The 23102-nt window shown below is 70.0% G+C and carries 20 protein-coding genes; 12 read left to right on the top strand and 8 right to left on the bottom strand.

From position 1 onward, the window contains the following. The first annotated feature begins 11 nt into the window (after window positions 1-11). Window positions 12-1223, top strand: coding sequence for a low temperature requirement protein A (locus tag I4J89_RS20085; protein ID WP_196415540.1), 1212 nt, complete (start codon window positions 12-14; stop codon window positions 1221-1223). On the opposite strand, the gene I4J89_RS20080 is transcribed toward I4J89_RS20085, so the two are convergent. Further along, the gene (locus I4J89_RS20080; protein WP_196415539.1) at window positions 1213-1659 is read right to left on the bottom strand and encodes a MarR family winged helix-turn-helix transcriptional regulator; all 447 of its coding nucleotides are present in this window, start codon (window positions 1657-1659) and stop codon (window positions 1213-1215) included. The genes I4J89_RS20085 and I4J89_RS20080 overlap by 11 nt on opposite strands. Before the next feature lie 66 nt (window positions 1660-1725). On the opposite strand from I4J89_RS20080, the gene I4J89_RS20075 reads away from it, so the two are divergent. From I4J89_RS20075 to I4J89_RS20060, 4 genes are all read left to right on the top strand, one after another. Next, a complete protein-coding gene (locus I4J89_RS20075; RefSeq protein ID WP_196415538.1) occupies window positions 1726-2010 on the top strand; it encodes an antibiotic biosynthesis monooxygenase in 285 nt (94 codons plus the stop codon). A 69-nt stretch (window positions 2011-2079) separates the two neighbouring features. Then, window positions 2080-3510, top strand: a complete 1431-nt coding sequence (locus tag I4J89_RS20070) for a GGDEF domain-containing protein (RefSeq protein ID WP_196415537.1) — start codon at window positions 2080-2082, stop codon at window positions 3508-3510. 64 nt (window positions 3511-3574) lie between these two features. Further along, window positions 3575-4045 (top strand): GvpU-like protein, encoded by a 471-nt coding sequence (locus I4J89_RS20065; RefSeq protein ID WP_196415536.1) that lies wholly within the window; start codon window positions 3575-3577, stop codon window positions 4043-4045. A 108-nt stretch (window positions 4046-4153) separates the two neighbouring features. Further along, window positions 4154-5227 (top strand): CinY protein, encoded by a 1074-nt coding sequence (locus I4J89_RS20060; protein WP_196415535.1) that lies wholly within the window; start codon window positions 4154-4156, stop codon window positions 5225-5227. 32 nt (window positions 5228-5259) lie between these two features. Here I4J89_RS20060 and I4J89_RS20055 read toward each other — a convergent pair whose 3' ends face one another. Both I4J89_RS20055 and I4J89_RS20050 read right to left on the bottom strand, forming a co-directional pair. Continuing rightward, window positions 5260-6300, bottom strand: coding sequence for a YncE family protein (locus tag I4J89_RS20055; RefSeq protein WP_196415534.1), 1041 nt, complete (start codon window positions 6298-6300; stop codon window positions 5260-5262). Window positions 6301-6441: 141 nt separating this feature from the next. After that, window positions 6442-7593 carry an ROK family transcriptional regulator gene (locus I4J89_RS20050; protein ID WP_196415533.1) on the bottom strand — a complete coding sequence of 384 codons (1152 nt, stop codon included), beginning with the start codon at window positions 7591-7593 and terminating at the stop codon, window positions 6442-6444. Window positions 7594-7827: 234 nt separating this feature from the next. Between I4J89_RS20050 and I4J89_RS20045 the strand changes: the two genes are divergently transcribed. The 5 genes from I4J89_RS20045 to I4J89_RS20025 are packed head-to-tail and all read left to right on the top strand — an operon-like array spanning window position 7828 to window position 15743. Beyond that, window positions 7828-9141: an ABC transporter substrate-binding protein gene (locus tag I4J89_RS20045; protein WP_196415532.1), complete on the top strand. Its 1314-nt coding sequence runs from the start codon at window positions 7828-7830 to the stop codon at window positions 9139-9141. Further along, the gene (locus I4J89_RS20040) at window positions 9138-10070 is read left to right on the top strand and encodes a carbohydrate ABC transporter permease (protein ID WP_309238387.1); all 933 of its coding nucleotides are present in this window, start codon (window positions 9138-9140) and stop codon (window positions 10068-10070) included. Before I4J89_RS20045 ends, I4J89_RS20040 begins: the two co-directional genes overlap by 4 nt. After that, entirely contained in the window at window positions 10067-10888 is an 822-nt protein-coding gene (locus I4J89_RS20035; RefSeq protein ID WP_196415531.1) for a carbohydrate ABC transporter permease, read from the top strand. The genes I4J89_RS20040 and I4J89_RS20035 overlap by 4 nt, the downstream gene beginning before the upstream one ends. Further along, entirely contained in the window at window positions 10885-13260 is a 2376-nt protein-coding gene (locus tag I4J89_RS20030; RefSeq protein WP_196415530.1) for a glycoside hydrolase family 2 protein, read from the top strand. Before I4J89_RS20035 ends, I4J89_RS20030 begins: the two co-directional genes overlap by 4 nt. Then, complete coding sequence (locus tag I4J89_RS20025; protein ID WP_196415529.1) at window positions 13257-15743, top strand: carbohydrate binding domain-containing protein; 2487 nt, start codon at window positions 13257-13259, stop codon at window positions 15741-15743. Before I4J89_RS20030 ends, I4J89_RS20025 begins: the two co-directional genes overlap by 4 nt. Window positions 15744-16252: 509 nt before the next feature. Here I4J89_RS20025 and I4J89_RS20020 read toward each other — a convergent pair. The 5 genes from I4J89_RS20020 to I4J89_RS20000 all read right to left on the bottom strand — a co-directional run bounded on the left by I4J89_RS20020 (window position 16253) and on the right by I4J89_RS20000 (window position 21220). Further along, window positions 16253-17029 (bottom strand): hypothetical protein, encoded by a 777-nt coding sequence (locus I4J89_RS20020; RefSeq protein WP_196415528.1) that lies wholly within the window; start codon window positions 17027-17029, stop codon window positions 16253-16255. Window positions 17030-17089: 60 nt separating this feature from the next. After that, window positions 17090-18016 (bottom strand): extracellular catalytic domain type 1 short-chain-length polyhydroxyalkanoate depolymerase, encoded by a 927-nt coding sequence (locus tag I4J89_RS20015; RefSeq protein ID WP_196415527.1) that lies wholly within the window; start codon window positions 18014-18016, stop codon window positions 17090-17092. Then, window positions 18013-18921, bottom strand: a complete 909-nt coding sequence (locus I4J89_RS20010) for a PfkB family carbohydrate kinase (protein ID WP_196415526.1) — start codon at window positions 18919-18921, stop codon at window positions 18013-18015. Before I4J89_RS20010 ends, I4J89_RS20015 begins: the two co-directional genes overlap by 4 nt. 58 nt (window positions 18922-18979) lie before the next feature. Beyond that, the gene (locus I4J89_RS20005) at window positions 18980-19504 is read right to left on the bottom strand and encodes an AGE family epimerase/isomerase (RefSeq protein ID WP_230859292.1); all 525 of its coding nucleotides are present in this window, start codon (window positions 19502-19504) and stop codon (window positions 18980-18982) included. Window positions 19505-19768: 264 nt separating this feature from the next. Then, entirely contained in the window at window positions 19769-21220 is a 1452-nt protein-coding gene (locus I4J89_RS20000; RefSeq protein ID WP_196415525.1) for a glycosyl hydrolase, read from the bottom strand. A 241-nt stretch (window positions 21221-21461) separates the two neighbouring features. Here I4J89_RS20000 and I4J89_RS19995 point away from each other — a divergent pair, with 241 nt between their 5' ends. Next, window positions 21462-22712, top strand: a complete 1251-nt coding sequence (locus I4J89_RS19995) for a metallophosphoesterase (RefSeq protein WP_196415524.1) — start codon at window positions 21462-21464, stop codon at window positions 22710-22712. 195 nt (window positions 22713-22907) lie between these two features. After that, a complete protein-coding gene (locus tag I4J89_RS19990) occupies window positions 22908-23096 on the top strand; it encodes a hypothetical protein (protein ID WP_196415523.1) in 189 nt (62 codons plus the stop codon). The last annotated feature ends 6 nt before the right edge of the window (window positions 23097-23102 follow it).

Genomic DNA, 23102 nt, shown 5'->3' with positions numbered 1-23102 from the left:
CGGGAGGCACCATGAGCCAGACACACGAAGACCTCGACGAGGAAGAGGCCGAACAGGTCGAGCCGGTCCGGCCGCCGGACCTCAACCAGGAGTCGAACCGTTCGGCGACCCGCCTGGAGCTCTTCTTCGACCTGGCGTTCGTGCTGTTCGTCGCGCGCTGTGCCGATGTGCTGGCGAAGGACGAGACGTGGCACGGCGCGCTGATCTTCACCGCCGTCCTGACGATCGGCTGGTGGGCGTGGGCCAGCGCGACCCTGTACGCCAACCGGTTCGACACCGACGACGCGGTGTTCCGCCTGCTCACGCTGACCGCGATGGCCGGTGTGGTGGCGATGGCGGCCGCCGTTGACAAGATCGACGAGCCCACCGGGCGCTGGTTCGTGTTCGGCTACGTCCTGATCCGCCTCGCGTTGATCGGGGGCTACCTACGGGCGTGGTGGCACGTACCGCAGGCCCGCTCGACCGCCCGGCTGTACCTGATCGGGCATTCGCTGGGTGCCGGGATCTGGCTGGCCTCGCTCGCCGTCCCGGCGCCGGCCCGGTACTGGCTGTGGGGTGCGGGCGTGCTGCTGGACGTGGTCTGGCCGACGGCCGCGGCCCGGCTGAAGGACGCGGTCCCGCTGCACCTGGAGCACCTGCCGGAACGATTCGGGCTGTTCGTCATCCTGGTGCTCGGCGAGTCCGTCGCGGCGATCGTGACCGGATTGCACGACGGCGGCTGGAAGCCGGCCGTGGTCGGGACGGCTGCGCTGGCGTTCACGGCGGCCGCGGCGCTGTGGTGGATTTACTTCGATCTGTCCGGCGGGGCGGCGAAACGGCGGCTCGCCGTGGAGGGCGACGAGGTCACCAAGCACGGTGTGCACGACTTCTACGTGTACATCCACCTGCCGCTCGCGGTCTCGCTCGCCGCCGTGGCGGTCGGGCTGGAACACGCCGTGCTGCACGGCGCCGACCCGCACCTCACCGCCGGGACCCGATGGGTGCTCGGTATCGCCACCGCCGGCTATCTGCTCAGTGCCGCGGTCATGCAGGCCCAGCTGGGCCGCCGGATCCGCGGGACGCTGCTCTGGCCGGGTGCCGGCGTGCCACTGGCCCTGCTCATCCCCCTGCTCGACCTGTCTCCGATCCTCACCGTGGGCCTGCTCGCCGCGGTGCTGGCCGCGGGCGTCGTCATCGGGTTTCTGCTGCACCGCGCCGGCGAGGTGCGTACCGCTAAGGTCTGACAGCGCCGGTCACGGCCGTCAAGGTCCGGAGGAAAGCGGCGTACTCCTCGGCGCCGACAGCTTCGGCATGGCGTCGCTCGATGTCGGCGACGATGCGGTCGGACAACTCCATCCACTGCCGGCCCCGTTCGGTCGGGAGGATCAGCCGGGACCGGCGGTCGGCGGGGTCGGGCACCCGGGTGACGTACCCGAGCTTCTCCAGCTCGTCGAGGATCGCGCCGATCGTCTGTTTGTTCCGCCCGGCGAGCCGGGTCAGCTCGGCCTGCCGCAGGCCGTCCTCGTCGAGGTACGCCAGCACCGCGCCGTGCTTGGGTCGCAGGTCGCCGAAGCCCAGCTCGGCCCCGCGGCGGAACAGGTCGGCCTGGAGCCCGAACAGCAGCCGGGCCGCCAGGATGCCGAGATCGGGCGACTCGGTCTTGCGTGCGCTACGTCGCACCACGCGCACCTCCAGATTTAGTCCAACTGTTGGACGGTCCAGTTATTGGACTATATCCTCCGCGGTATGACCACCGTTGAACTGACCCGCTTCCGGGTGGACCCGGAGCGCGCGGGCGACCTGCTGGCCGCGCGTCCCGCCATGCTCGCCGACTTCCGTGCCGACCGTGCCGGCTTCCTCGACGCTCACCTCGTCCGGTTGCCCGGCGACGAGTGGCTCGACGTCGTGTACTGGGCGGGCCCGGAGGACTTCGCCGCGTCCCGGGCCAAGGGTGCCAACCGGCCCGGCATCGCCGCGTTCTTCGCCGCGATCGCCGAACTGATCAGCTCGGAGGATGGGACGGCGCACTGACCCGTCGGTGTGGCGTAGCACACTGGGCGGCGGCCGCAGGTCGGACCGCCGCCGGCCGAAGGTCTGCACATGACATCCCGCGGGACCTGGCTCTTGCTCGGCATCGCGACTGCGGCCGTGGCCGGGTCGATCGCGACGTACGACACGACGTTCGGCAACGTCCTCTACCTCGTCACCTACGTGGCGCTGTGCACCATGGCGTGGCTGGCGGTCAGACGTACGGCGCCGGGCCCGGAGCGCCGCCCGTGGGTGCTGACCGCCATCGCCCAGACGCTGTGGCTGACCGGCGACATCATCGAAGTCGTCTACTACTACCTGTCCAGCGTTCCTCCGGTCGGCGTCGCCGACGCGTTCTGGCTGGCCGGCTACCCGCTGGTGGCGGTGGCCCTGACCATGATGGCCCGGCGCCGCGCGCCCGGCCGGCTGCGCAGTGCCGTGCTCGACGGGCTCACCCTCACCGTGGCCGCCGGCCTGGCGAGCTGGCAGTTCCTGATCATGCCGACGCTCGGTATGGGGTACACGGCGGCCGAGGTGATCGTGCCGGCGTTGTATCCGATCGCCGACGTCGTGCTGCTGGCCGCGGTGCTGTTCATCGCGCTGTCACCCGGCGACCGCACCGCACCGACCCGCCTGCTGTTCGGCGCCGTGGTGCTGTACCTGGCGATCGACATCTCCTACAACGTGCTGCCGTACTTCCTCGACTACAGCCTGGTGTCCAAGATCGGGCCGCTGATCATGCTCGGCAACGCGCTGATCATCGCGGCCTGCCTGCACCCGCGGCGGGCCGAGCTGACACGTGCCGGCCACGAGGTCAACGTGCTGCACCCGTCCCGGGTCCTCTTCCTCGGGCTGGCCTTCCTGACCGCGCCGACGCTGACGCTGTTCCAGTCCGGACTCGAGCGCAACGCGGTCGTCGCGCTGGTCGCCACCGCGCTGAGCACCGGATTCGTGCTCACCCGGTTCACCTTCGCCGTCCGGGAGCAGGAGAAGGCCCAGGCCCAGCTGGCCTACCAGGCCCGGCACGACCCCCTCACCGGTCTGGCCAACCGGGCGGTGCTCACCACCGAACTGGAACGAGTCATGCCGCGGCGCTCCGCTCCGGTCGCCGTGCTCTACCTCGACCTCGACGGGTTCAAGCAGGTCAACGACAGCCACGGGCACGAGGCCGGAGACCTGGTGCTGGCCACCGTGGCACAGCGGCTGTCCGCCGCGGTACGCGACACCGACCTGGTGGTACGCCTCGGCGGCGACGAGTTCGTGCTCCTCTGCCCGAACCTGCCGCAGGCGGAGGCGGTCCGGCTCGCCGAGCGGGTGCTCGCCGGCGTGGCCCAGCCCATCCCGTTCCGCGGCGAGGTGCTGGACGTCGGCGCGAGCGTGGGCATCGCGGCGTACGGCCCGGACGCGCCGGCCCAGGACGGCGACGTGCTGCGCACCGCCGACATGGCGATGTACGAGGCGAAGAAGCAGGGCCGCGGCCGCTGGGTGATGGCCGGTTCCTGACCGGAAGGGTCTGACCTGCGCGAAGAGGCGATCAGGCGGGCGGCCGCTGCCCTAGATTGGGGATATGTCTGATCCGATGCTGGACATCCGCGCCCTCCGCTCCGACTGGTCCGAGCCGGACGGCGTACTTGCCAACTACGTCTCACTCACGGATCAGCTCGTCGAGTACGTCGATCCCGGCACACCGTTCACCCTGACCGTGGGCGGTCTCGTCGTGGACGGTGAGCTCATCCCGCAGTGGCAGTGGTTCGCCGAGCTCAGTGAACTCAACGACCACGAGGACGCCTACTACGTCGGCATGGCCGAGTACGTGAAGGAGCAGTCCGACCTCGCCCACGCCGCCGTGAAGAGCCGGGATATCGGCGAGGAGATCTCGTACCGCCAGTACCAGGCGTTGTCCGCCCCGACCAAGTACATCCACCTGCGCAACGCCCGCATCTCCCGCCCCGGTCAGGCCACGACCGGACCAGGCCGGCTGTGGCGCGGCCGCCTGAGCGACGTCTGCGGCTGGACACCGGGACGCGTCGAAGGCTGAGGCCCATCCGCGGCGGATGAGGCATGCCGGGGCGCACCGGAGAAGGCTTACCGGGTCAGCGCGCCCCGAGCACGCATCGGACGGAGTCGCGGCATGGGCGGAGCGAGGATGCCGGCAAGAGCCGGGGCCGTACTGCTCGTATCGCTGCTCCTGCCGGGGTTCGGAACGATCGAGGGCGGGGGACAGCATCGCGAGCACGAACGGATCACCCGTGCGGCGCTCGCCTGCCCGGCCGGCCGCGGACCGGACGCCGGCTGCTTCCAGCCGGTGTCGATGGACCAGCTGGCCGGCGACGGTAGGGGATTCGGTGCGGTCGGGGCGCCCGACCGCACCGAGGTGAGCGTTCCGGCCGCGCACTGCGACGACGCCGACTTCCTGGCCGGCGACTATCCACGCACCCGCGACCAGGCCACGGCGACGATCGGCGACTGCGTCGCCCACCTGCGCCGCCGGTTCCAGGAAGCGGTCCGCAACGCCGGTGCCCTGCTCGACGAGCAGGGCGGGGTCATCGCCGCCGAGGCACGCCTCGACACCGCCTGCCGCCTGGAGGAGCACGGCGAGTCCCGTGCCAAGTGCACGGCCCTGGAGAGCTTCGGGCGCGCCCTGCACGGTGTGCAGGACTTCTACGCGCACAGTTCCTGGGCCGACGAGGCGGATCCGGCCCGTCCGATCGGCGCCGACAATCCGCCCGGGCTGAACCGGCCGGCGCCGAGCCCCGTCCTCGACCTGCGTGGCACCGGCGCACCAAGCGTGCCGCACGACCTGTCGACGGGTTGCTTCGTGTTGCAGGACCGGGTTCCCGGCGTCGGCAACTGCGAACGGCGGGTCACGCACGCCGCCCTCAACAAGGACAACGGCCTGATCGACCCGGTCAGCGGCAGTGTGACGAGCCCGGGAACGCCGCGGGGCCAGGTGGGCCGCAATTTCGAGAAGGCCGTGACCGGCGCCATCGTCGAGACGCGTCATCAGTGGCAGGAACTCCGGGACGCGTTGCGCGGTGAGTACGGCGCGAGGCGTGCGTCGATGATGACCTGTGCGCTCACCCGCGATGATCCGGCGGACGACTGCCGTGGGGCCGGCGTAGGGCGTACCGTAGCGTGGGTTTTGGTGGTTTTGATCCTGTTTTTGGGGTTTGCCGCCCTGTTGTTGCGGTGGCGCGGCCGGCGGAGGCGCTTTCGATGAACGGCAGCAGCTCCGCCGGCTTTAGAGTCGGCTCAGCCGGCCGACACGGTGAACACGTGCAGTTCGGCCCGGACGGCCGGGTCGGCGTCGTTGTAGGTGACGGCGTAGAGCCGCTGGCCGTCCGGCGCCCAGGCCAGGCCGCCGGAGACCAGGTACCGAGCCTGTCCGAACAGGTCGGTCTGTGCGATCACGGAACCGTTGACGGCGAAGACGAACAGATGCGGACCGGTGGGCGTCTGGGCCGCCGCGGCGATCCGCCGGCCGTTGCGGGAGAGCTCGACGGCGGCCGGGTACGGCCCGGTGTCGTAGGTGCGAACCGGCTGAGTCAGGTCGGTCATCGCGAACGCCTGCACGAGGTACGGGAACCCGGCGGCCGTGTACGCCGTCGCCCCGGCCGGGTCGAGAGCGATGTCCGCCAGGAACTCGTGGTTGGGAACGCCGGCCGGGGGGCCGACCAGGGTGAGCGTGCCGCCGGTGCCCACGTCGTACGCCAGCAGTCGTGACGGGGACGGGTCGGGCTCGCCGACCAGCAGGACGCCCGGGTTGAGGCGGGCGGCGGCGAGTAGCGGCGGGACGAAGAAGGTCTGCCCGGCGAGGCCGGTGGCCACGGCCGGCCGGCGCAGGTCGACCCGGCCGATGTTGCTGTCCCACTGGCCGCAGCCGTATCCGAACCAGAGGTAGCGGCCGGTGATGGCCAGGGTGGACGGGCAGGCGCCCGCGCCGGTGGAGTAGCGCGCTGTCTCCTGCAGCGACGCGGTGTCGAAGGCGGCGATGGCGTTGGCCGCCGGCAGGGCGGCGAACAGGACCCGGCGGTCGTTGCTCAACTGGAGGTCGGTGGGTCCGGGAAGGCCGTCGAGGGAGCCGGTCACCGTGCCGGCCGCGTCGGTGACCACGATCTGCGACGCGTCCCGGCCGCCGCTGATGAAGACGCGGTCGCCGGTCGAGACGACATCGGCCGGTCTGCTGAACGGGAGCACGGTCACGGCCGGCGGTGCGGCCGCCGCCGGCGCGGGGCCGGCGAGGACACCGGCCGCGCAGGCCGCGGCGAGTGCGAGCTTCTTGACGTTTGTCATCTTTCCCCCTTTTAACGCGTACGTGGCCGCGCATGGAGGATCAGGTCGGCACAGTGGCGAACAGGTGCGGCGTCACCGCGCAGATCGGCCACCCCCGTGCGCCGATCGAAAATCGAAGATGTACCACAGCCGGGCAAGCTGCTATCCCGTGTGGCCGGGAGCGACGGCGGCCTGGACCACGAGTACGGCGGCGCCGATGCTTGCCGCGTCGCGTGGCTGTGCGGAGAGTTCCACGGACAGGCCGTGGCGCTGCCGGGAGTGCGCGGTCCGGCCGAGGTGAGCGCGCAACCGGCGGGCGTAGACCGAGCCGGCCAGCGCGACGCCGGGTCCGGTGAGCACCAGACGGCCGAGGTCCAGGACGTTGACCATGGAGGTGACGGCCATGCCGAGGTAGTCGGCCGCCTGCTCCAGGACCGCGCACGCGGCCGGATCGCCGTTCACGGCGGCCCGGGCGATCGCGTCATAGGCGCTCGATTCGGTGCCGTCCAGGGGCAGTCGTGCCCGTAGTTCCGGGTCTTCGCGCGCGGCCTTCACCGTGGCGCTCGTGGACGCGTACTGCTGGACGCAACCGAGGCTGCCGCATGGGCACGGGCGCCCGTCGAAGCGGATGGACATGTGGCCGAGTTCGCCGGCGCCGGAGTTCGCCCCGCGGAACAGCGCGCCGCCGAAGACCAGCCCGGCGCCGATCCCGGTGGACAGGTAGACGGATGCGAACGACTGGTCGCGGGACACCCGGCGGCTCCAGAACTCGCCGAGCGCCGCGGCCGCGGCGTCGTTCTCCACCAGCACCGGTACGCCGATGCGCTCCATCAGTTCGGGGCGCAGCTCGCTCAGTTCGGGTGCGGAGGCCGGCGCCACGATCGCGAGACCCTCGACGCGGTCCCGGGACAGGTCCAGGCACTCGGTGAAGTCCTCGAATCGCGCGGCGAGCCGCTCGGCCGGCCAGATCTCGTCCGGGAGCCGGGGTACGACCTCGCGGCCGACCACTCCGCCGGTGAGATCGATCGCCACGCAGGTGACGGTGTCCGGTCCGAGGTGGAATCCGACGCCGAACCGGTTGCCCGGGTTGATGGCGATGAGCTTGCGGGGCCGGCCGTGGGCCGATCCGGCCGAGCCGATCTCGTGGATGATGCCGTCGGCGATGAGGTCGCGCACGATGTTGGAGATGGACGGCTGGGTGAGCCCGGTCAGGTCGGCCAGTTCGCCGCGGCTGATGGTCACCGCGGAACGGACGACATCGACGATCAGGGCGCGGCTTCCCGGCCCTGCCGCGGGCGTTTCTCGACGTGCCATGGCGGTCGTTGTCTCCGCTTCGTGCTGTGAGCGGCGACTCCGCCCGGCCGTTACCGTACCCGTCCCTTAATGATCTTCGAATCCCGACCAGCTCGGTTAGCAGTGCCGTGACCTGCGGCAGCATCAATTAAATTAGTAATCTAACCTTGACAGCGCCGTAACGCCACACCATGCTTTGCGCTCAACGGGCGGTGACGCATCCGCCCTCATCGAGCCGATCAGGACAGGTACGCGATGATCAATAGAAGGCATCTCCTCGGTGTCGGTGCGGTTGCGGCACTCGCTCTGGTGACCGGCTGCACCGGCGGTGCGGGCGAGGACACCGGAACGACCGGCGACTTCTCCGGCGACGTCAAGGGCAACATCACCGTCCTGACGAACCGGACCGACCTGGTCACCACGAAGCTGCCGGAGTACGCCAAGAAGTTCGAGGCCAAGTACCCCGGTACGAAGGTCACCTTCGAGGGCGTGACGAACTACGAGGAGGACGTCACCACCCAGCTCGGCAGCGGTGACTACGGCGACGTGCTGCTGATCCCGAGCGTGGTCGCCATCGACCAGTACAGCCAGTTCTTCGAGCCGCTGGGCACCGTCGACGAGCTCAAGGCGAAGTACCGGTTCATCGACCCGGGGGTGTACGAGGGCAAGGGGTACGGACTGTCGCTGGGCGGCATCGCCAAGGGCTTCGTCATCAACAAGCGGATCTGGGCCGAGGCCGGGGTCACCGCGCCACCGAAGACGCCGGAGGAGTTCCTGGCCGGGCTCAAGGCGATCGCCGACAAGACCGACGCGATCCCGTACTACACCAACTACAAGGACGGCTGGCCGCTGAGCGAGTGGAACAACCACCGCGCCGTCCTCGCCGATCCCAAGATCAACGACACCTTCCCGGCCGACGCCGAGCCCTGGCAGCCCGGCAAGATCCAGTACCTCACCGACAGCCTGCTGTACGACGTGGTGAACCAGAAGCTCAGCGAGAAGGACCCGCTGACGACCAACTGGGAAGGCTCCAAGCCGATGATCGCCACCGGCAAGGTCGCCACCATGCTGCTCGGCTCGTGGGCCGTCCCGCAGATGCAGGACGCCGCCAAGGCCGCCAAGGCGAACCCCGAGGACATCGCCTTCTGGCCGTTCCCCTACCAGACCGGTGGCAAGTTCCACGCCGCCATCGACGGCGACAAACTGGCCGCCGTCAGCAAGAACTCCAAGAACAAGGCGACCGCACGGGCCTGGCTGGACTGGTTCGTCAACGAGTCCGGCTTCGCCGCGGACCAGCAGGCCATCCCGCCGGCCGTGGACCAGCAGCTGCCCAAGGGGCTGCAGGACTTCACCGCCACCGGCGTCGAGCTGATGGAGGTTCCGGCGGCGACCACCAACGCCGGCAAAGAGGACGAGATCATCAAGGAGTCGGAGATCGATCTGAAGGGTGACATCTACCGGCAGAAGCTGGTCGACATCGCCCGCGGTGCCGCCAAGGGCGACAAGGAGTCGTACTTCGCCGACCTGAACAAGCGGTGGAGCGCCGCCCAGTCTCAGGTGATGCAGTGACCGGTCAGGTCATTCCCGGTACTCGGCCCGCCGTCATGGCGGGCCGGGTGTCCGGCCCGCCCCGGCGCCGGCTCCGGCACAGCCCGTGGCTGTACGTCGCGCCCGCGCTGATCCTGCTGATCACGTTCACCTACGTGCCGGTCGGCAACATGCTGTTCTACAGCTTCCACAAGTGGGACGGCCTGGACGTCACGATGGACCCGGCCGGCCTGGACAACTACGTCCGGGTGTTCACCGACGAGCGGTACTGGCGGGTCTTCCTGATCAGCCTCTACTACTTCATCGCGTCGTTCGCACAGATCGCGATCGCCCTGTACTTCGCGGTCATCCTGTCGTTCAACACCCGCTTCCGGAATCTGTTCAAGGGCATCCTGTTCTTCCCCTACCTGCTCAACGGCGTCGCGGTCGGCTTCGTCTTCCTCTACCTGTTCCAGCCGGACGGCACCCTCGACACGGTGCTGCGGCTGATCGGGCTGGGCGAGCACACCAGGCTCTGGCTGGGCGACCCGGACATCGCGAACCTCTCGCTGGCGGGCACGTCGGTGTGGCGGTTCACCGGGCTCAACTTCGTGCTGTTCCTCGGCGCGATCCAGTCGATCCCGGGCGAGATCTACGAGGCCGCGGAGATCGACGGCGCGAACCGGTGGCACCAGTTCCGGCACATCATCGCGCCGGGCATCCGGCGGATCATCAGCCTCTCCTTCATCCTGGCGATCTCCGGCAGCCTCGCGGTCTTCGAGATCCCGTTCATCATGACCGGCGGCGCGAACGGCACCCGTACGTTCGTCGTCCAGGCCTACGAGACGGCGTTCCAGTTCCGGCAGATCGGCCTGGCCTCGGCCATGGCGGTCGTGCTGCTGCTGATCGTCCTCGTCATGACCTGGGTCCAGCGCCGGCTCCTCCCCGACGAAGAGGTGAACCTGTCATGAGGCACGTGGCTCGCACCGCCAAGTACGCCTCCCTGGTGCTGGCTTCGGTGGTGGTCCTCGTCCCGCTCGTGGTGGTCCTCTTCGCCTCCTTGAAGACGCGCGAGGAGTACAGCACCAGCGGGCCGCTCACCCCGCCGCGGAACTGGTTCAACGTCGACAACTTCGTCACCGCCTGGTCCGAGGGCCACATGCTGCGCGGCTTCCTGAACACCACGCTCATCCTGGTGGTCTCGCTGGTCGGCACGGTCGCGGTCGGCACGCTCGCGGCGTACGCGATCAATCGCTTCCGGTTCCCGTTCAAGCGCCTGATCCTCGGCCTGTTCCTGGTCGCCGCGCTGGTTCCCGGCGTCACCACCCAGGTCGCGACCTACCAGATCGTCAAGTCGATGGGCCTGGTCAACACACCCTGGTCGGCCGTCGTGCTGTTCATGGGCACGGACATCATCTCGATCTACATCTTCCTGCAGTTCATGCAGTCGATCCCGCCCAGCCTGGACCAGGCCGCGATGATCGACGGCGCGTCCCGGTTCACCATCTACCGCAAGGTCATCCTGCCGCTGATGAAGCCGGCCATCGCGACCGTGGTGATCATCAAGGGAATCGCGATCTACAACGAGTTCTACATCCCGTTCCTCTACATGCGATCGCCCGACCTCAACGTCATCTCCACGGCGCTGTTCCGGTTCAAGGGCCCGTACGGAGCGCAGTGGGAGACCATCGCCGCCTGCACCATGATCGTCATCATCCCCACCGTGGTGATCTTCCTGTTGTTGCAGCGCTTCATCTACAACGGTGTCACCGCGGGAGCGACCAAATGACCTCAGTGGAAGATCTGTCCGGCTCCTGGGAGCTGCACGGCGACGGTGTCGCCGTCCCGGCGACCGTGCCCGGCAGCGTGCACACCGACCTGCTCCGGCAGGGCCGCATCCCGGACCCGTTCCTGGACGACAACGAGCTCGCCGTCGCCTGGGTGGGCCGCGCCGACTGGACATACCAGCGGGACGTGGCCTGGCACGGCCCCGAGCACGAGCGGATCGACCTGGTCTTCGAGGGCCTGGACACGGTGGCCCGCGTCGACCTCAACGGCACCACGCTGGGCGAGACCCGCAACATGCACCGCACCTACCGGTTCGACGTCACCTCGCTGGTCGGTGCCGGACCGCAGCCGCTGAGCGTGCACTTCACCTCCGCGTACACCGAGGCCGAGCGGGTGAAGAGCCTGGTCGGGCCGCGCGCCAACGCCTACCCGGAGCCGTTCCAGTTCATCCGCAAGATGGCGTGCAGCTTCGGCTGGGACTGGGGACCGACGCTGGTCACGGCCGGCATCTGGCGACCGGTCCGGCTCGAGGGCTGGAGCACGGCACGGCTCGCGGCGGTGCGTCCGCTTTGCACGTACGCCGAAAATGCCGGAAAGCTGGACCTGACCTGCGAGATCGAGCGCACTCAGGATCGCGCGCTGCGCGCGCAGATCCTCCTGGACGGCCGGGAGATCACCTCGCTTGATCTTGACACCGATGCGGTACGCGCGACGCTGGACATCCCCGGGGTGACGCCGTGGAATCCGCGCGGCTACGGCGAACCGGCGCTCTACACGCTGACCGTGGTGCTGCTCGACGGCGACCGTGAGCTGGACCGATGGGAGCGGCGCACCGGATTCCGCAGTGTCGAGATCGATCGGTCGCCGGACGACGCCGGCACCCGCTTCGTCATCCACGTCAACGGCGAGCCGGTGTTCGCGAAGGGCGTCAACTGGATCCCGGACGACATCTTCCCGTCCCGGATGACCCGCGAACGCTACGAACTGCGGCTGCGCGAGGCCGCGAACGCCGGGGTCAACCTGATCCGGGTGTGGGGCGGCGGCATCTACGAGGATCGCGCCTTCTACGAGGTGTGCGACGAGCTCGGGCTGCTGGTCTGGCAGGACTTCCTGTTCGCCTGCGCCTGCTACCCGGAGGAGGAGCCGCTCCACTCGGAGGTGGTCGCCGAGGCGCGCGACAACGTGACCCGGCTGTCGCCGCACCCCAGCCTGATCACCTGGAACGGCAACAACGAGAACCTATGGCTGCACGGGGCGATGAGCTGGCCCGACGACCTGAGCTGGGGCGAGAAGTACTACCTTTCCGTTCTGCCGGAGATCGTCGCGGAGCTCGACCCGTCCCGGCCCTACCAGGCCGGCAGCCCGTGGTCCGGCTCCTGGGAGCACGAGCCGAACGACCCGGACCACCAGACCTTCCACTCCTGGGAGGTGTGGAACCGGCAGGACTACCTGCACTACCGCGACTCCACACCGCGGTTCGTCGCCGAGTTCGGCTGGCAGGCACCGCCGGCCTGGCGCACCCTGCGGGACGCGATCTCCGACGAGCCGATGCTGCCGGACTCGCCCGGCGTGCTGCACCACCAGAAGGCCGAGGACGGCAACGGCAAGCTGGCGCGCGGCCTGGCGCCGCACTTCGCGGCGCCGGAATCCACCGAGGCCTGGCACTACCTCACCCAGCTCAATCAGGTACGCGCGGTGCGTACCGGCGTCGAGCACTGGCGCTCGCACTGGCCGCACACGGCCGGGACGATCGTGTGGCAGCTCAACGACCTGTGGCCGGTCACGTCCTGGGCGGCGATCGACGGCGCCGGCCGGTACAAACCGCTCTACTTCGCGCTGCGCGAGATGTACGCCGACCGCGCCCTGACCATCCAGCGCCGCGACGGCGGTCTCGTGGTGGCGGTCCTCAACGACCACGCGGAACCGTGGACCGGCCCGCTGCGCATCGAACGGCGCGACACCGCGGGCCGGCTGGTCTACTCGATCATCGAGAAGGTCGAGGTCGCGCCCCGGTCGGTCGCGCTGATCCCGGTGCCGAACGGTGACCTGCTGGTGGCCTGCCTGGACGACCAGCGGGCCCTGTGGTTCGAGGCCGAGGAGTTCGCCGATCCCGGACTGACCGTCACCGCCGAGCAGGTTCCGGGCGGCCTCGACGTGACCGTGCACGCCACCGGGCTGGCCCGCGACGTGCTGCTGCAACCCGACCGCGTGCACCCCGGCGCGGTCGTCGACAAGGGCTTCGTCACGCTGCTGCCGGGCGAGTCCACCACCCTGCACGTACGCGCCCCGGCCGAGCTCGACCCCGGCTCGGTCAAGGACCCGTGGGTGCTCACCGACCTGGCGTCCGTCCTACGCAGTGGGAGTGCCGAATGAGAGTGTTCCGTGCCGCGATAGTCGTCCTCACCCTCCTGACCACCGTGGCCGCCGCCCCGTCGCCGGCCGCCGCCGGCGGTGACCGCTTCGTCACCAGGGACGGCACCCAGCTCAAGATCGGGGACCGGCAGTTCCGCTTCGCCGGGACCAACATCTACTGGCTCGGGCTCGACGAGAACGTGGGCGGCGTCGACTACCCGACCTACTTCCGGATCCGCGACGCGCTCGACACCGCCAAGGCGATGGGGATGACGGTGGTCCGGTCCCACATGTTCGTCTCGTCCGGGCACCCGAAGACCCTGCTTCCGTCGAAGGAGGCCGGCTACAACGACGAGGCGTTCCGTGCCACCGACTACGCGATCGCCTACGCCGGCAAGATCGGTCTCCGGCTGATCGTGCCGCTCACCGACAACTGGGCGTACTACCACGGTGGGCACGCGGACTTCACGAAACCGTACGGGCTGCCGGACTCGGCGTTCTACACCGATCCGCGGGTCATCGCCGACTACCAGGCGTACGTGTCGCACGTCATGCACCACGTCAACCCGCTGACCGGCAAGCGTCTGGTCGACGACCCGGCCGTCATGGCGTGGGAGCTCGGCAACGAACTCGAGGGCATGACGCCTGAGTGGATCAACACCAACGCTTCGCTCTTTGCGAAGTGGGCGCCGCGCCAGCTCATCGCCGCGGGCCGCCGGTTCGACATCGACCCCGACACCCTGTCCGCCCCGGACGTCGACATCGTCGACGTGCACTACTACCCGCCGACCGCCGCGAAGATACGGGCGGACGCCGCCACGGTCGCCGCCTCCGGCAAGGTCTACATCGCGGGGGAGTACGCCTCCACCGCCGCGAGCGATTCCCTGCTCGACCCCCTGGTGGCCGACCGGAACGTCACCGGGATGCTGTCGTGGTCGCTGTTCGGGCACCACGACCGCCACGGATTCGTGCAGCACGACGACGGGTTCACCATCCACTACCCCGGCGACGACGAGCGGATGACCGCGGCGAACCAGGCGCAGATCGCGTACGCCGAGGCTCTCGGCGCCTCGGCGGCGCGACGGCCGGCCGGCACCCCGCTGATCACCTCGATCACGAAGCGGGGTGGCCTCAACATCGTGGAGTGGCGCGGCGCGGCCGGTGCCACCGGTTACCGGGTGGAACGAGCCCGGACTTCGCACGGCCCCTGGAAGGCGGCGCACAGCGGGCTGCTCACCGACAACGACACACCGTGGACGGATCTCACCGCTCCCGGTGACGCCTGGTACCGCGTCGTGCCCGCCGGCGGCGCGTCCTCACCGGCGCTGTACGCCGGAGGCCGCGAGACGGTCCTGACCGATCCGCTGGAGACCTTCGACATCGCCGCCGGGCACGCCGGCGTCGAGATCCAACCCGGCGACGACCGCGCCGTCGTCCGGCCGACCGGCACGGGAGAAGCGTGGGTGAGCTGGCACCGGGCGGGGACCCGCCGGGTCCGGTTCGAGGTGCTCGCAGCGCAGCGTCCCGACGTCAAGGTGCAGGTGTCGGACGACGGAACCACCTGGCGTACCGTCCGGGCCGACGTCGACCGGCGTGGCTCGTCCGGGTTCACGGTCACCGCGTCCACAGCGGACGCCGACCACGTGCGCATCGCCTGGACCGGGAAGCGCACCGGCGTCTCCGGGGCCACCCTGTGGGCAGCGGACCCCGCGCCGGTGAACAGCGCGCCGGCTCCCTTTGAACTGGTGACACCGGCTTCCGGGGCCACCGGCGTCATCGGACCCCGGACCTACTCGTGGACTCCGGCCGCCGGTGCGGGCTACTACACCCTCACGGTTTCCCGAAACGCGGATCTGAGCGACCCGGAGATCAGCGTGACCGGGCTGGCGGAACCGACCTTCACGTCGGCGCGGGATCTCGACCCCGCGACGACCTGGTATTGGAGGGTGCGGGCGACGAACGCCGCCGGTAGCACGACCGCACCGGCCGGCACCTTCACCACCCGGGCGGTGCCGACGGCGCCGGCCACGATCGACGACTACGAGGGGTACGCCGACGACGCCTCGCTCACCGCGGCGTACGTGCGGAACACCGGCGGGGATCCGGTCACGACCTCGCTCGTGGCGTCACCCACGGGTGCAGGCCGGGCCATGCGACTCGACGTCACTGCGGGCGCGGCCGGCTATGCCGGCGTCACCCGGACCTTCGCGGGCGCCGTGGACCTGTGGGGCCAGCAGGGCATCGAGTTGTGGCTGGATCGATCCGGTACACAAGCGAGCATCACGATCCAGTTCGTCGCCGCCGGGGTGTACTGGGAGCACACGCTGCCCGCGGGAGGCGGGTCCGGGGTCGTCCGGGTGCCGTTCACGTCGTTCGCGCAACCGCCGTGGGCGCCCAGCGGGGATCTCGATCTGCAGAAGGTCACGCAGCTGTCCGTCTATCTGGGCGGTGGCGACTCCGGCCAGCTGATCGTCGATGACGTGCGGGCGTATCCCGCCGCCTGATTGAGGGCATGCCTTTGACGTACGGGTGACCGGATGTCCTTGCTCTCCCAGCGCGAGCGGGCTGCCGGGCGCGGCCCCAACGCGGCCGCCGGGAAACAGCACGCACAGCTTCCCGGCGGCCGCGCTTAAGCGGTGCCCGGCAGCCCGCTAGTGCTTGCGGTTGGCCGGGTTGGTTGCGGTCAGCCGGTGGCTGCCGTCTGGCCGTCCGGGCATGGCCGGTGTGGTGTGGATCAGCCACTGTTCCTAGCTCGGTGGTCGACGAGGCAGAGTTTTGCGGGCCGGCTGGGCGCCAGGGTTGCTTCAAGTGCCGCCAAGCAGCCCTCGCGCACAGCCGAATGATCAAACAGGCCGGAAAAGCGGACCCGGCTGTGCCTGATGGCTGTCACCGCCTCCCGGGCCGTGCCGTGCCGTGCCGGGCCGGGCCGGGCTTAGAAGGCTTCCGTAGTCAGGGATGGCCGGTCACCCGTACCGGAAAGGGCTGACCTCGACCACGGCATCGGCCGGGCCGCTCAACAGCCGAGGCGTTTGGTGGAGAGCGCGATGTCGTCGATCCAGAGATCGAACTCGCCCGGCGTGGTGCCGCCCTGGTAGAGCTGCCAGCCGATCTTCACGGTGTTCACCGCGGGCAGGATGAAGGGAACGTCGTTGCCGCCGTGTTCGGTGGTGGAGGCGGTCAGCTCCGGGTTCGCCGTCCCGTCGATCCAGACGGTGACGCGGTTGTCCGCCGGGTCCAGCAGCCACTCGAAGCACTGCCAGGTGTCCTCGGTGACCGGCGCGGACTCGCGCCAGTTGGTCCAGTCGCCGGTCGGGCCGCCGTCGGCGCCGACGCCCCAGAAGATGCCGGGGACGGTGGGCGCGTACTGGCCGCCGATCGGGCGGACGACCTCCGGACTGCCGGTGCCGGTCGCCTCCACGAGCGTGAAGTGTGCCCAGTCGGGAGCGGTGGGGAAGGCGTCGACGCGCAGCCGCATCCGGCCGTAGAAGCGGTTGCCCGGCGCGGCGAAGTCGTCGACGCGCAGGAAGGCGCGCCCGTTGTCGAGGGTGTGTACGTGCAGCACCTGATTACCGCGGCGGGCCCGCTCCACGGCGAGCGTGCCGTTGCGCGTGTCCACGCCCCAGTTCAGGGTACTGGGACCGCCGGGCGGCAGCCGTTCGAAGTCTTCGCAGAAGAGCAGGTCGCGTGTGCAGGAGCCGCGGTGGGCGGCACCCGCCGCGACGGCCGGCACGCTGCCGGCCGTCGCGCCGAGCAGGAGGGCGGTGGTGAACGCGGCGACAAGATTGCGCATGGGATCTCCTCGGGTTTGGGAGCGCTCCCATCATCGCAGATGATCGATATGGCGCAAGGCTCAGTGCCGCTCGAAGAACTGCCACATCAGCCGGTTGGCGTTGATCTCGTGCGTCACCGTGCCGTTGCCGTTGTCCACCGAGGTTCCCGGCCAGGTGTGCCCGCCGTTCGCGATGGTGTAGAGCACGACCTCCGCCCCGCCGCGGCAGCGCTGGTAAGACACCTTCGAGACGTTCGTGCTGACGGTGGTCGTCCGTGGCCGATCCGAGCACTTGTTGATCTGTGCCCAGCGTTGCTGCGCGGCCGGTACGGAGTAGCCCCAGTACGGCGAGCCGCCACCCGGGAAGGGGTTGGTCGCGTCCTGCAGGCCGTGGAACGTGATCACGGGGACGGCGCGGCCCGGCGTGCACGAGAGCGGATCGAGCTTCGAGGTGTCGACCGGATCCGGCCGGCCGGCTCGCAGGCCGGCGACCGGTGCGATGGCGGCGATCCGGTGCGGCCGGTGACAGGCGAAAGCCGACATCATCCGGCCGCCGCCGGAGTAGCCGGTGCCGTACACCCGGGTGCGGTCGACGCACAGCGACGTGGTCGCGGTGGTGATGACCTGGTCCAGGAAGGCGACGTCGTCGCGGGCGCCGGCCGGCGGGGTGCCTACTCCCGGGACGTTCCAGGCGAAACCGCCGGCGGCGGGAATCGCCCCCGAGGGCGCCAGCACCAGGAACCGTCCGGCGTCGGCCGTCGACCTCATGTCGCTGTACTCGAGCTGACCGGCGCCTGTGCTCTGCGTGCCGTGCAGGTTGATGACCGCGGCGCCCCGCGCGCCCGCCGGTACGTAGACGTTCACCGGATACTGCCGGCCCTGGAAAGTGACCGGCAGTGTGTGATCGCCGGGTTTCAGCGCACTCGTGCAGCGGGCCGCGGCGTCCGCCGACGCCGGTGCTGTCAGGCTCACCAGCGCGGCGATCGCGAAGGTCAGTGGCCATCTCATGCGGGCAGTTCCTCCCTGGTAGGTGGTGCGGCCCCGGCACGCGTGACCGTGAGGGCCGCGACGAGTGCGGCGTGCGAGAGCACCCGGCGGATGTCGCCGGTGGTGACGGCCCGCAGCCGTGGGCGTGCCGAGGCGCCGAGCAGCCGCCGGTCCCACAGGGCGTCGAGCAGGCCGGCCATGAATGCGTCACCGGCACCGACGGTGTCGACGACGGTGACGGGGACCGGCCGGACCGAGACGTGGGACTCGCCGGCGACTGCGAAGGCGCCGTCCGCGCCCAGCGTCACGCAGACGAGGGCGGGTCCCAGGGTGAGCCAGTGTCGTGCGGCGTCGAACGCCGGCATGCCCGGGTAGAGCCAGGCGAGGTCCTCGTCGCTGGCTTTGACGACGTCGCTGGAGGTGACGATGCCTTCCACACGGGCGCGGCAGTCGTCCGGCTCGCCGACGAGCGAGGGGCGGATGTTGGGGTCGTAACTGATCGTCGTGGTCGTACGCCGGTCGCGCAGGAGCTGCTCGACGTCGCCGCCGCCGGGTGTCATGAGCGCGGCGATCGAACCGGTGTGCAGGTGGTGTGCGGACACGGTCGGGGCCGGGCCGCCCGGCCATCGTGGCCAGTCGACGGAGAAGTCGTACCGCGCGGATCCGTCGGGCTGGATCCGGGCGAGTGCCCGTGAGCTCGTACCGGTGATCGGGGCCAGCAGGTCCACGTCCGAGCTGGTGAGATGCTCACACAGCAGGTCGCCGGAGGGGTCGGCGCCGATGTGCGTCCACAGGCCCACGTCGTGACCGAGCCGGCCCAGGCCGACGGCCACATTGGCCGGGCTGCCGCCGGGCAGCTCGCGCTCCCGCCCCGACTCGGCGATGACGTCCAGGATCGACTCGCGCACCACGAGGAAGCGTTTCATCGCACCGCTCCGGTCGCGCAGGCCGCCGCCAGGCCGGGCGTCAGCGGGGCTCGGGGGATCAGCATGGCCTGCACGGCTTGAACGGGTCCTGCGGACGCTCGCGGTGATAGTCCGGCCGCGGATTCCACTGGGCGTCGAAGTGTTCCGGCAGCCGCCACCCGTACCGGCGGCCCCAGCCCACGGTCCGCTCGGTGATGGCCAGCGCCCGGTGCAGGCAGTCCGGACGGCCGGTGACGTCGAACGCGGCGAGCACCACGAAGGCGTGGTCGTAGCAGGACTTTCCGGCCTCCGGCCGGCCGTCGGGTGCGACGCTGGGGTACCAGCCGCCGTTGTCCCGGTCGTGCAGGATGCCGGTGAGACCTGCCAGCGCCGCGTCGGCCAGCGGACCGGCGCCGGGTACGCCGAGCAGATGCCCCAGGCTGTAGACGTGCGCCATGCGCGCGGTGATCCAGGTGTAGACGGGAGCGCCGAGGTCGGGCGTTCCGTCCGCGCGTAGCCAGGCCGCTCCACCCAGCGGGTGCGCGAAGCCTCGGCCGAAGTCGAGCAGGCGCCCGGACTCGTCACCGAGCCAGCTGGTGTTCAACGGGTCCTACTCCTTTGCTGGTGGTGCGGGTGATCCCGCGGCCCAACCACCGAGACCGGCCTCCGCCGAGGCCATGACCATGACGGCGACCCGCACCGCCATGCGGGCCACCACACCGGGCGCGAGACGTCTCCTGCCTCTGCCGCCGGCCGCGCGGGCGCCCGGGTGAGGAATCTCCGTTGGTCTCGCCGCCGACCGGCTGGAATAGCGGCATGCCGGCCACCTCGACACTCGACTGACGAGGGAGCCGGCAGCCCGCGTCCGTCAGGCCGGCAGGGTGAAGTCCTGGTTGGCCTTGCCGTTGCACGTCCACAACTGGAGCGGCGTCGAGTTCGCCGTCGCCTCCGCCCGGACTTCGAGGCACTTGCCCGAGCCGGCGTTCACCAGATCGCGCGTCGCGGCGTTGTAGGTGAACCGCTGGGCGTTGCCGCCGTTGCAGTCGTAGATCTGAATCCTCGCGCCGTCAGCGGTTCCCGCCGCGGCGACATCCAGGCACTTGCCGAGAGCGCGGATCGTGCCGTCGGTGCCGACCGTCCACTGCTGGGCGGAGCCACCCACGTCGCAGGTGTAGATCTGGACCTGGGTGCCGTTCGCGGCGTTCGCCCCGGCGACGTCGACGCACTTGTCGGCGGCGACCGCCCGGATCTTGCCAGTGCGGGCGGCCGGCGCGGTGGTCGAACCGGTCGTCGGGGTCACCGGACCGGCACCGATGTTGATCTCACCGCGGTTGAGGACGCGCGGCAGGTTGTACGCGGCCTGGATCTCCGCGGTCGAGTTGCTGCCGAGCAACTGCTCAGACCAGATCATGAAGTACGCCCAGCGCGGCTGGGAACTCAGCAGGGACGCGTTCGGCACCTTGCCCATCTCGGCGATCGCGATCGGTTTGCCGGCCGCGACGCTCTGGATCTGCGAGTAGTCCGCCGCCGACGGGTGGCTCTTCCACCAGACGTCCAGGGACACGACGTCGGCGTAGTTGGCGCCAGGGTAGTACTGAGCCCAGTTGGCGGTCGGGTTGTCCTGCACGTTCCACACCCAGATCAGGTTGTCCAGGCCCTGGCTGTCGAAGTAGTCGCGCATCTGCTGGTAGATCTTGGCGCCGCCGTTGGCCCCGGGCCGGCCGCCCCACCAGTTCCAGGTCTCGTTCATCTCGTGGAACGGGCGCCACAGCACCGGGATGCCGGCGTCCTTGAGCTGCTTGAGGTACGGCACGACGGCGGCCATCCGGCTGCGCCAGGTGTTGTTGAGTGCGGTGCCGGCGGTGACGACCTCCTGGAACTGGGCGTTCGAGATCTGCGTCTTCACGCCGCCGTCGAACTCGCAGGTGGCACCGACCGTCGGCGAGCAGGCGTGCCAGGTGAGCGCCACGAGCGAGCCGGCCGCCCACTGCGCCTTGGCCTCGTCGACCACTCGTTGCCGGTTGGCCTGGTCGTCGGCGCGGAACATCATGTCGCCACCCCACAGGCCCGGGAACTGACCGGTGACGTTGCGTACCTGCTGCGTGTACTGCGCCGGGCTGCTTGCCGGCTCCTTGTTGTGCTGCCCGGACACGATGCTCGACCCGGTGATCGAACGCAGATAGTTGATGACGGTGGCCTTCGAGGTCGCCGCGAAAGCGTCCGCGGGCCCGGCCGTCCGGACGATTCCCGCGATCAGTAGGGAGGCCGTCAGGATTCCGGCCGCGGCGGCGATCACGCGGGAGGAGCGAGTTCTTCTCATCGTTCTCTTTCGGCGCTGAGGGATGGGTGGCGTTGCACAGCGGCCATCAGGGACCTCCGTTGGGGGACGGATTCGAGAGCGGGGTTCCGGCCGGCTGGTGGAGGCCAGCATGCGACCGACATGACATGACTGTCAATATTAGATTAATAATCTAAGAAAACATTCAGGGTGCCGTAGGTGGCCGCTCTCACGCCGGCGAACCCTCAGCAGGGGCTCAGCGCGCAATGCGTAACCTCGCCGGGTGATCCTCGTATTCGCGCTCGTGCTGGCCCTGGTGCTGGCGATCCTGGCGACAGCACACTGGTACGTCTGGCGGAGACTCGTCCGGGACACCACCGCACCCGGCACCGGGTGGCGGCGGGCCGGCACCGCGGTGTTCATCGCCGGCCCACTGCTGGCCGTCGGGGGCCTGGCCGGGGAGCAGGCTGGGCTGCCGCACGCCCTCGCGCGGATCGTTGCCTGGCCCGGATATCTGTGGCTGGCGCTGTTCCTCTACCTGTTCCTCGGCGCAGTGGCGGGCGAGGTGGTGCGGCCCCTGCTCAGCCTGTGGCTCGCCCGCCGCCCCGAACCCGTGCCGGCGGCGCCCGCGACACCGGCCCGGGAAGCGACACCGGCCGGGGCGGCACCGCCCGTGGAGAACACCTCGGAGCCCGTACCGAACAAAATCTCCCGCCGGACCTTCGTCTCCCGGGTCGCCGGCGGTGCGGCCGCCGCGATAGCCGTCGGCACCGTCGGTGCCGGCACCTACAGCACGCTCAACGGCCCCACGGTCAAACGGATCACCGTGCCGCTGGCGAAGCTGCCGCGTTCCGCCCATGGGTTGCGCATCGCGGTGGTCAGCGACGTGCACCTCGGCCCGGTCCTCGGCAGCGGTTTCTGCCGGCGCGTGGTCGACACGATCAACGCGACCCAGCCGGACCTGATCGCCGTGGTCGGCGACCTGATCGACGGCGACGTCGAGGACCTGGCCGGCTCGGTCGAGCCACTGCGCGGGCTGCGCTCGCGGCTCGGCACCTACTTCGTGACCGGCAACCACGAGTACATCTCCGGCGTCGAGCCATGGGTCGCCAAGGTGCGCGAACTGGGCATGCAGCCGCTGCGCAACACCCGGATCGAGCTGCCCGGCTTCGACCTGGCAGGCGTGGACGACGTCTCGGGCGAACGCGACGGCGGCGGTGGCGCGGACTTCGCCGCGGCCCTCGGCGACCGGGACCGGACTCGTGCGACGGTTCTGCTGGCCCATCAGCCGGTGGCCATCCACGAGGCGGTGGAACACGGCGTCGACCTGCAGCTGTCCGGGCACACCCACGGCGGCCAGCTGTGGCCGGGCAACTACATCGCCGAGCTGGCCAACCCGACGAACGCCGGCCTGGAGCGCTACGGCGACACCCAGCTCTACGTCAGCCGCGGCGCCGGCGCCTGGGGGCCACCGGTCCGGGTCGGTGCGCCCTCCGACATCACCGTCGTCGAGCTGGCGTCGCGCCAGGCCTGAAGTCCGGCGCCGGCTCTTTCGGGGTACGCGTGACCGGCCGTAACCGCCGGATCGACGCCGTCCCCGCCCTACCCACGCGAGCGGCTGCCGCGTGCGGCCCCACCGCGGCCGCCGGGAAACGGCACGATCCCGGCCGCCGGCTGGCACGTCTCGGGCACTCTGGTCGATGACGGCCGAACCGGAAGGGGAACCATCATGCCCAAGCTTCGTATCCGCTTCGTCGGAACCGACATACACCGCGACGTCGAAGTCGACGAGCAGACCGCCGAGTACGTCGCCGGTCAGCTGGGAGATCGCGATGCGGTACTCCGGTTCGGCGACGACCACAGCACCCACCTAGTGCCGGTTCGCAACATCACCTACGTGACGGCAACCTCTCGCTGACTATCC

The sequence above is a fragment of the Actinoplanes aureus genome, from assembly GCF_015704865.1.
GTDB lineage: Bacteria > Actinomycetota > Actinomycetes > Mycobacteriales > Micromonosporaceae > Actinoplanes > Actinoplanes aureus.
This window is presented reverse-complemented; position numbering and strand designations above follow the sequence as displayed.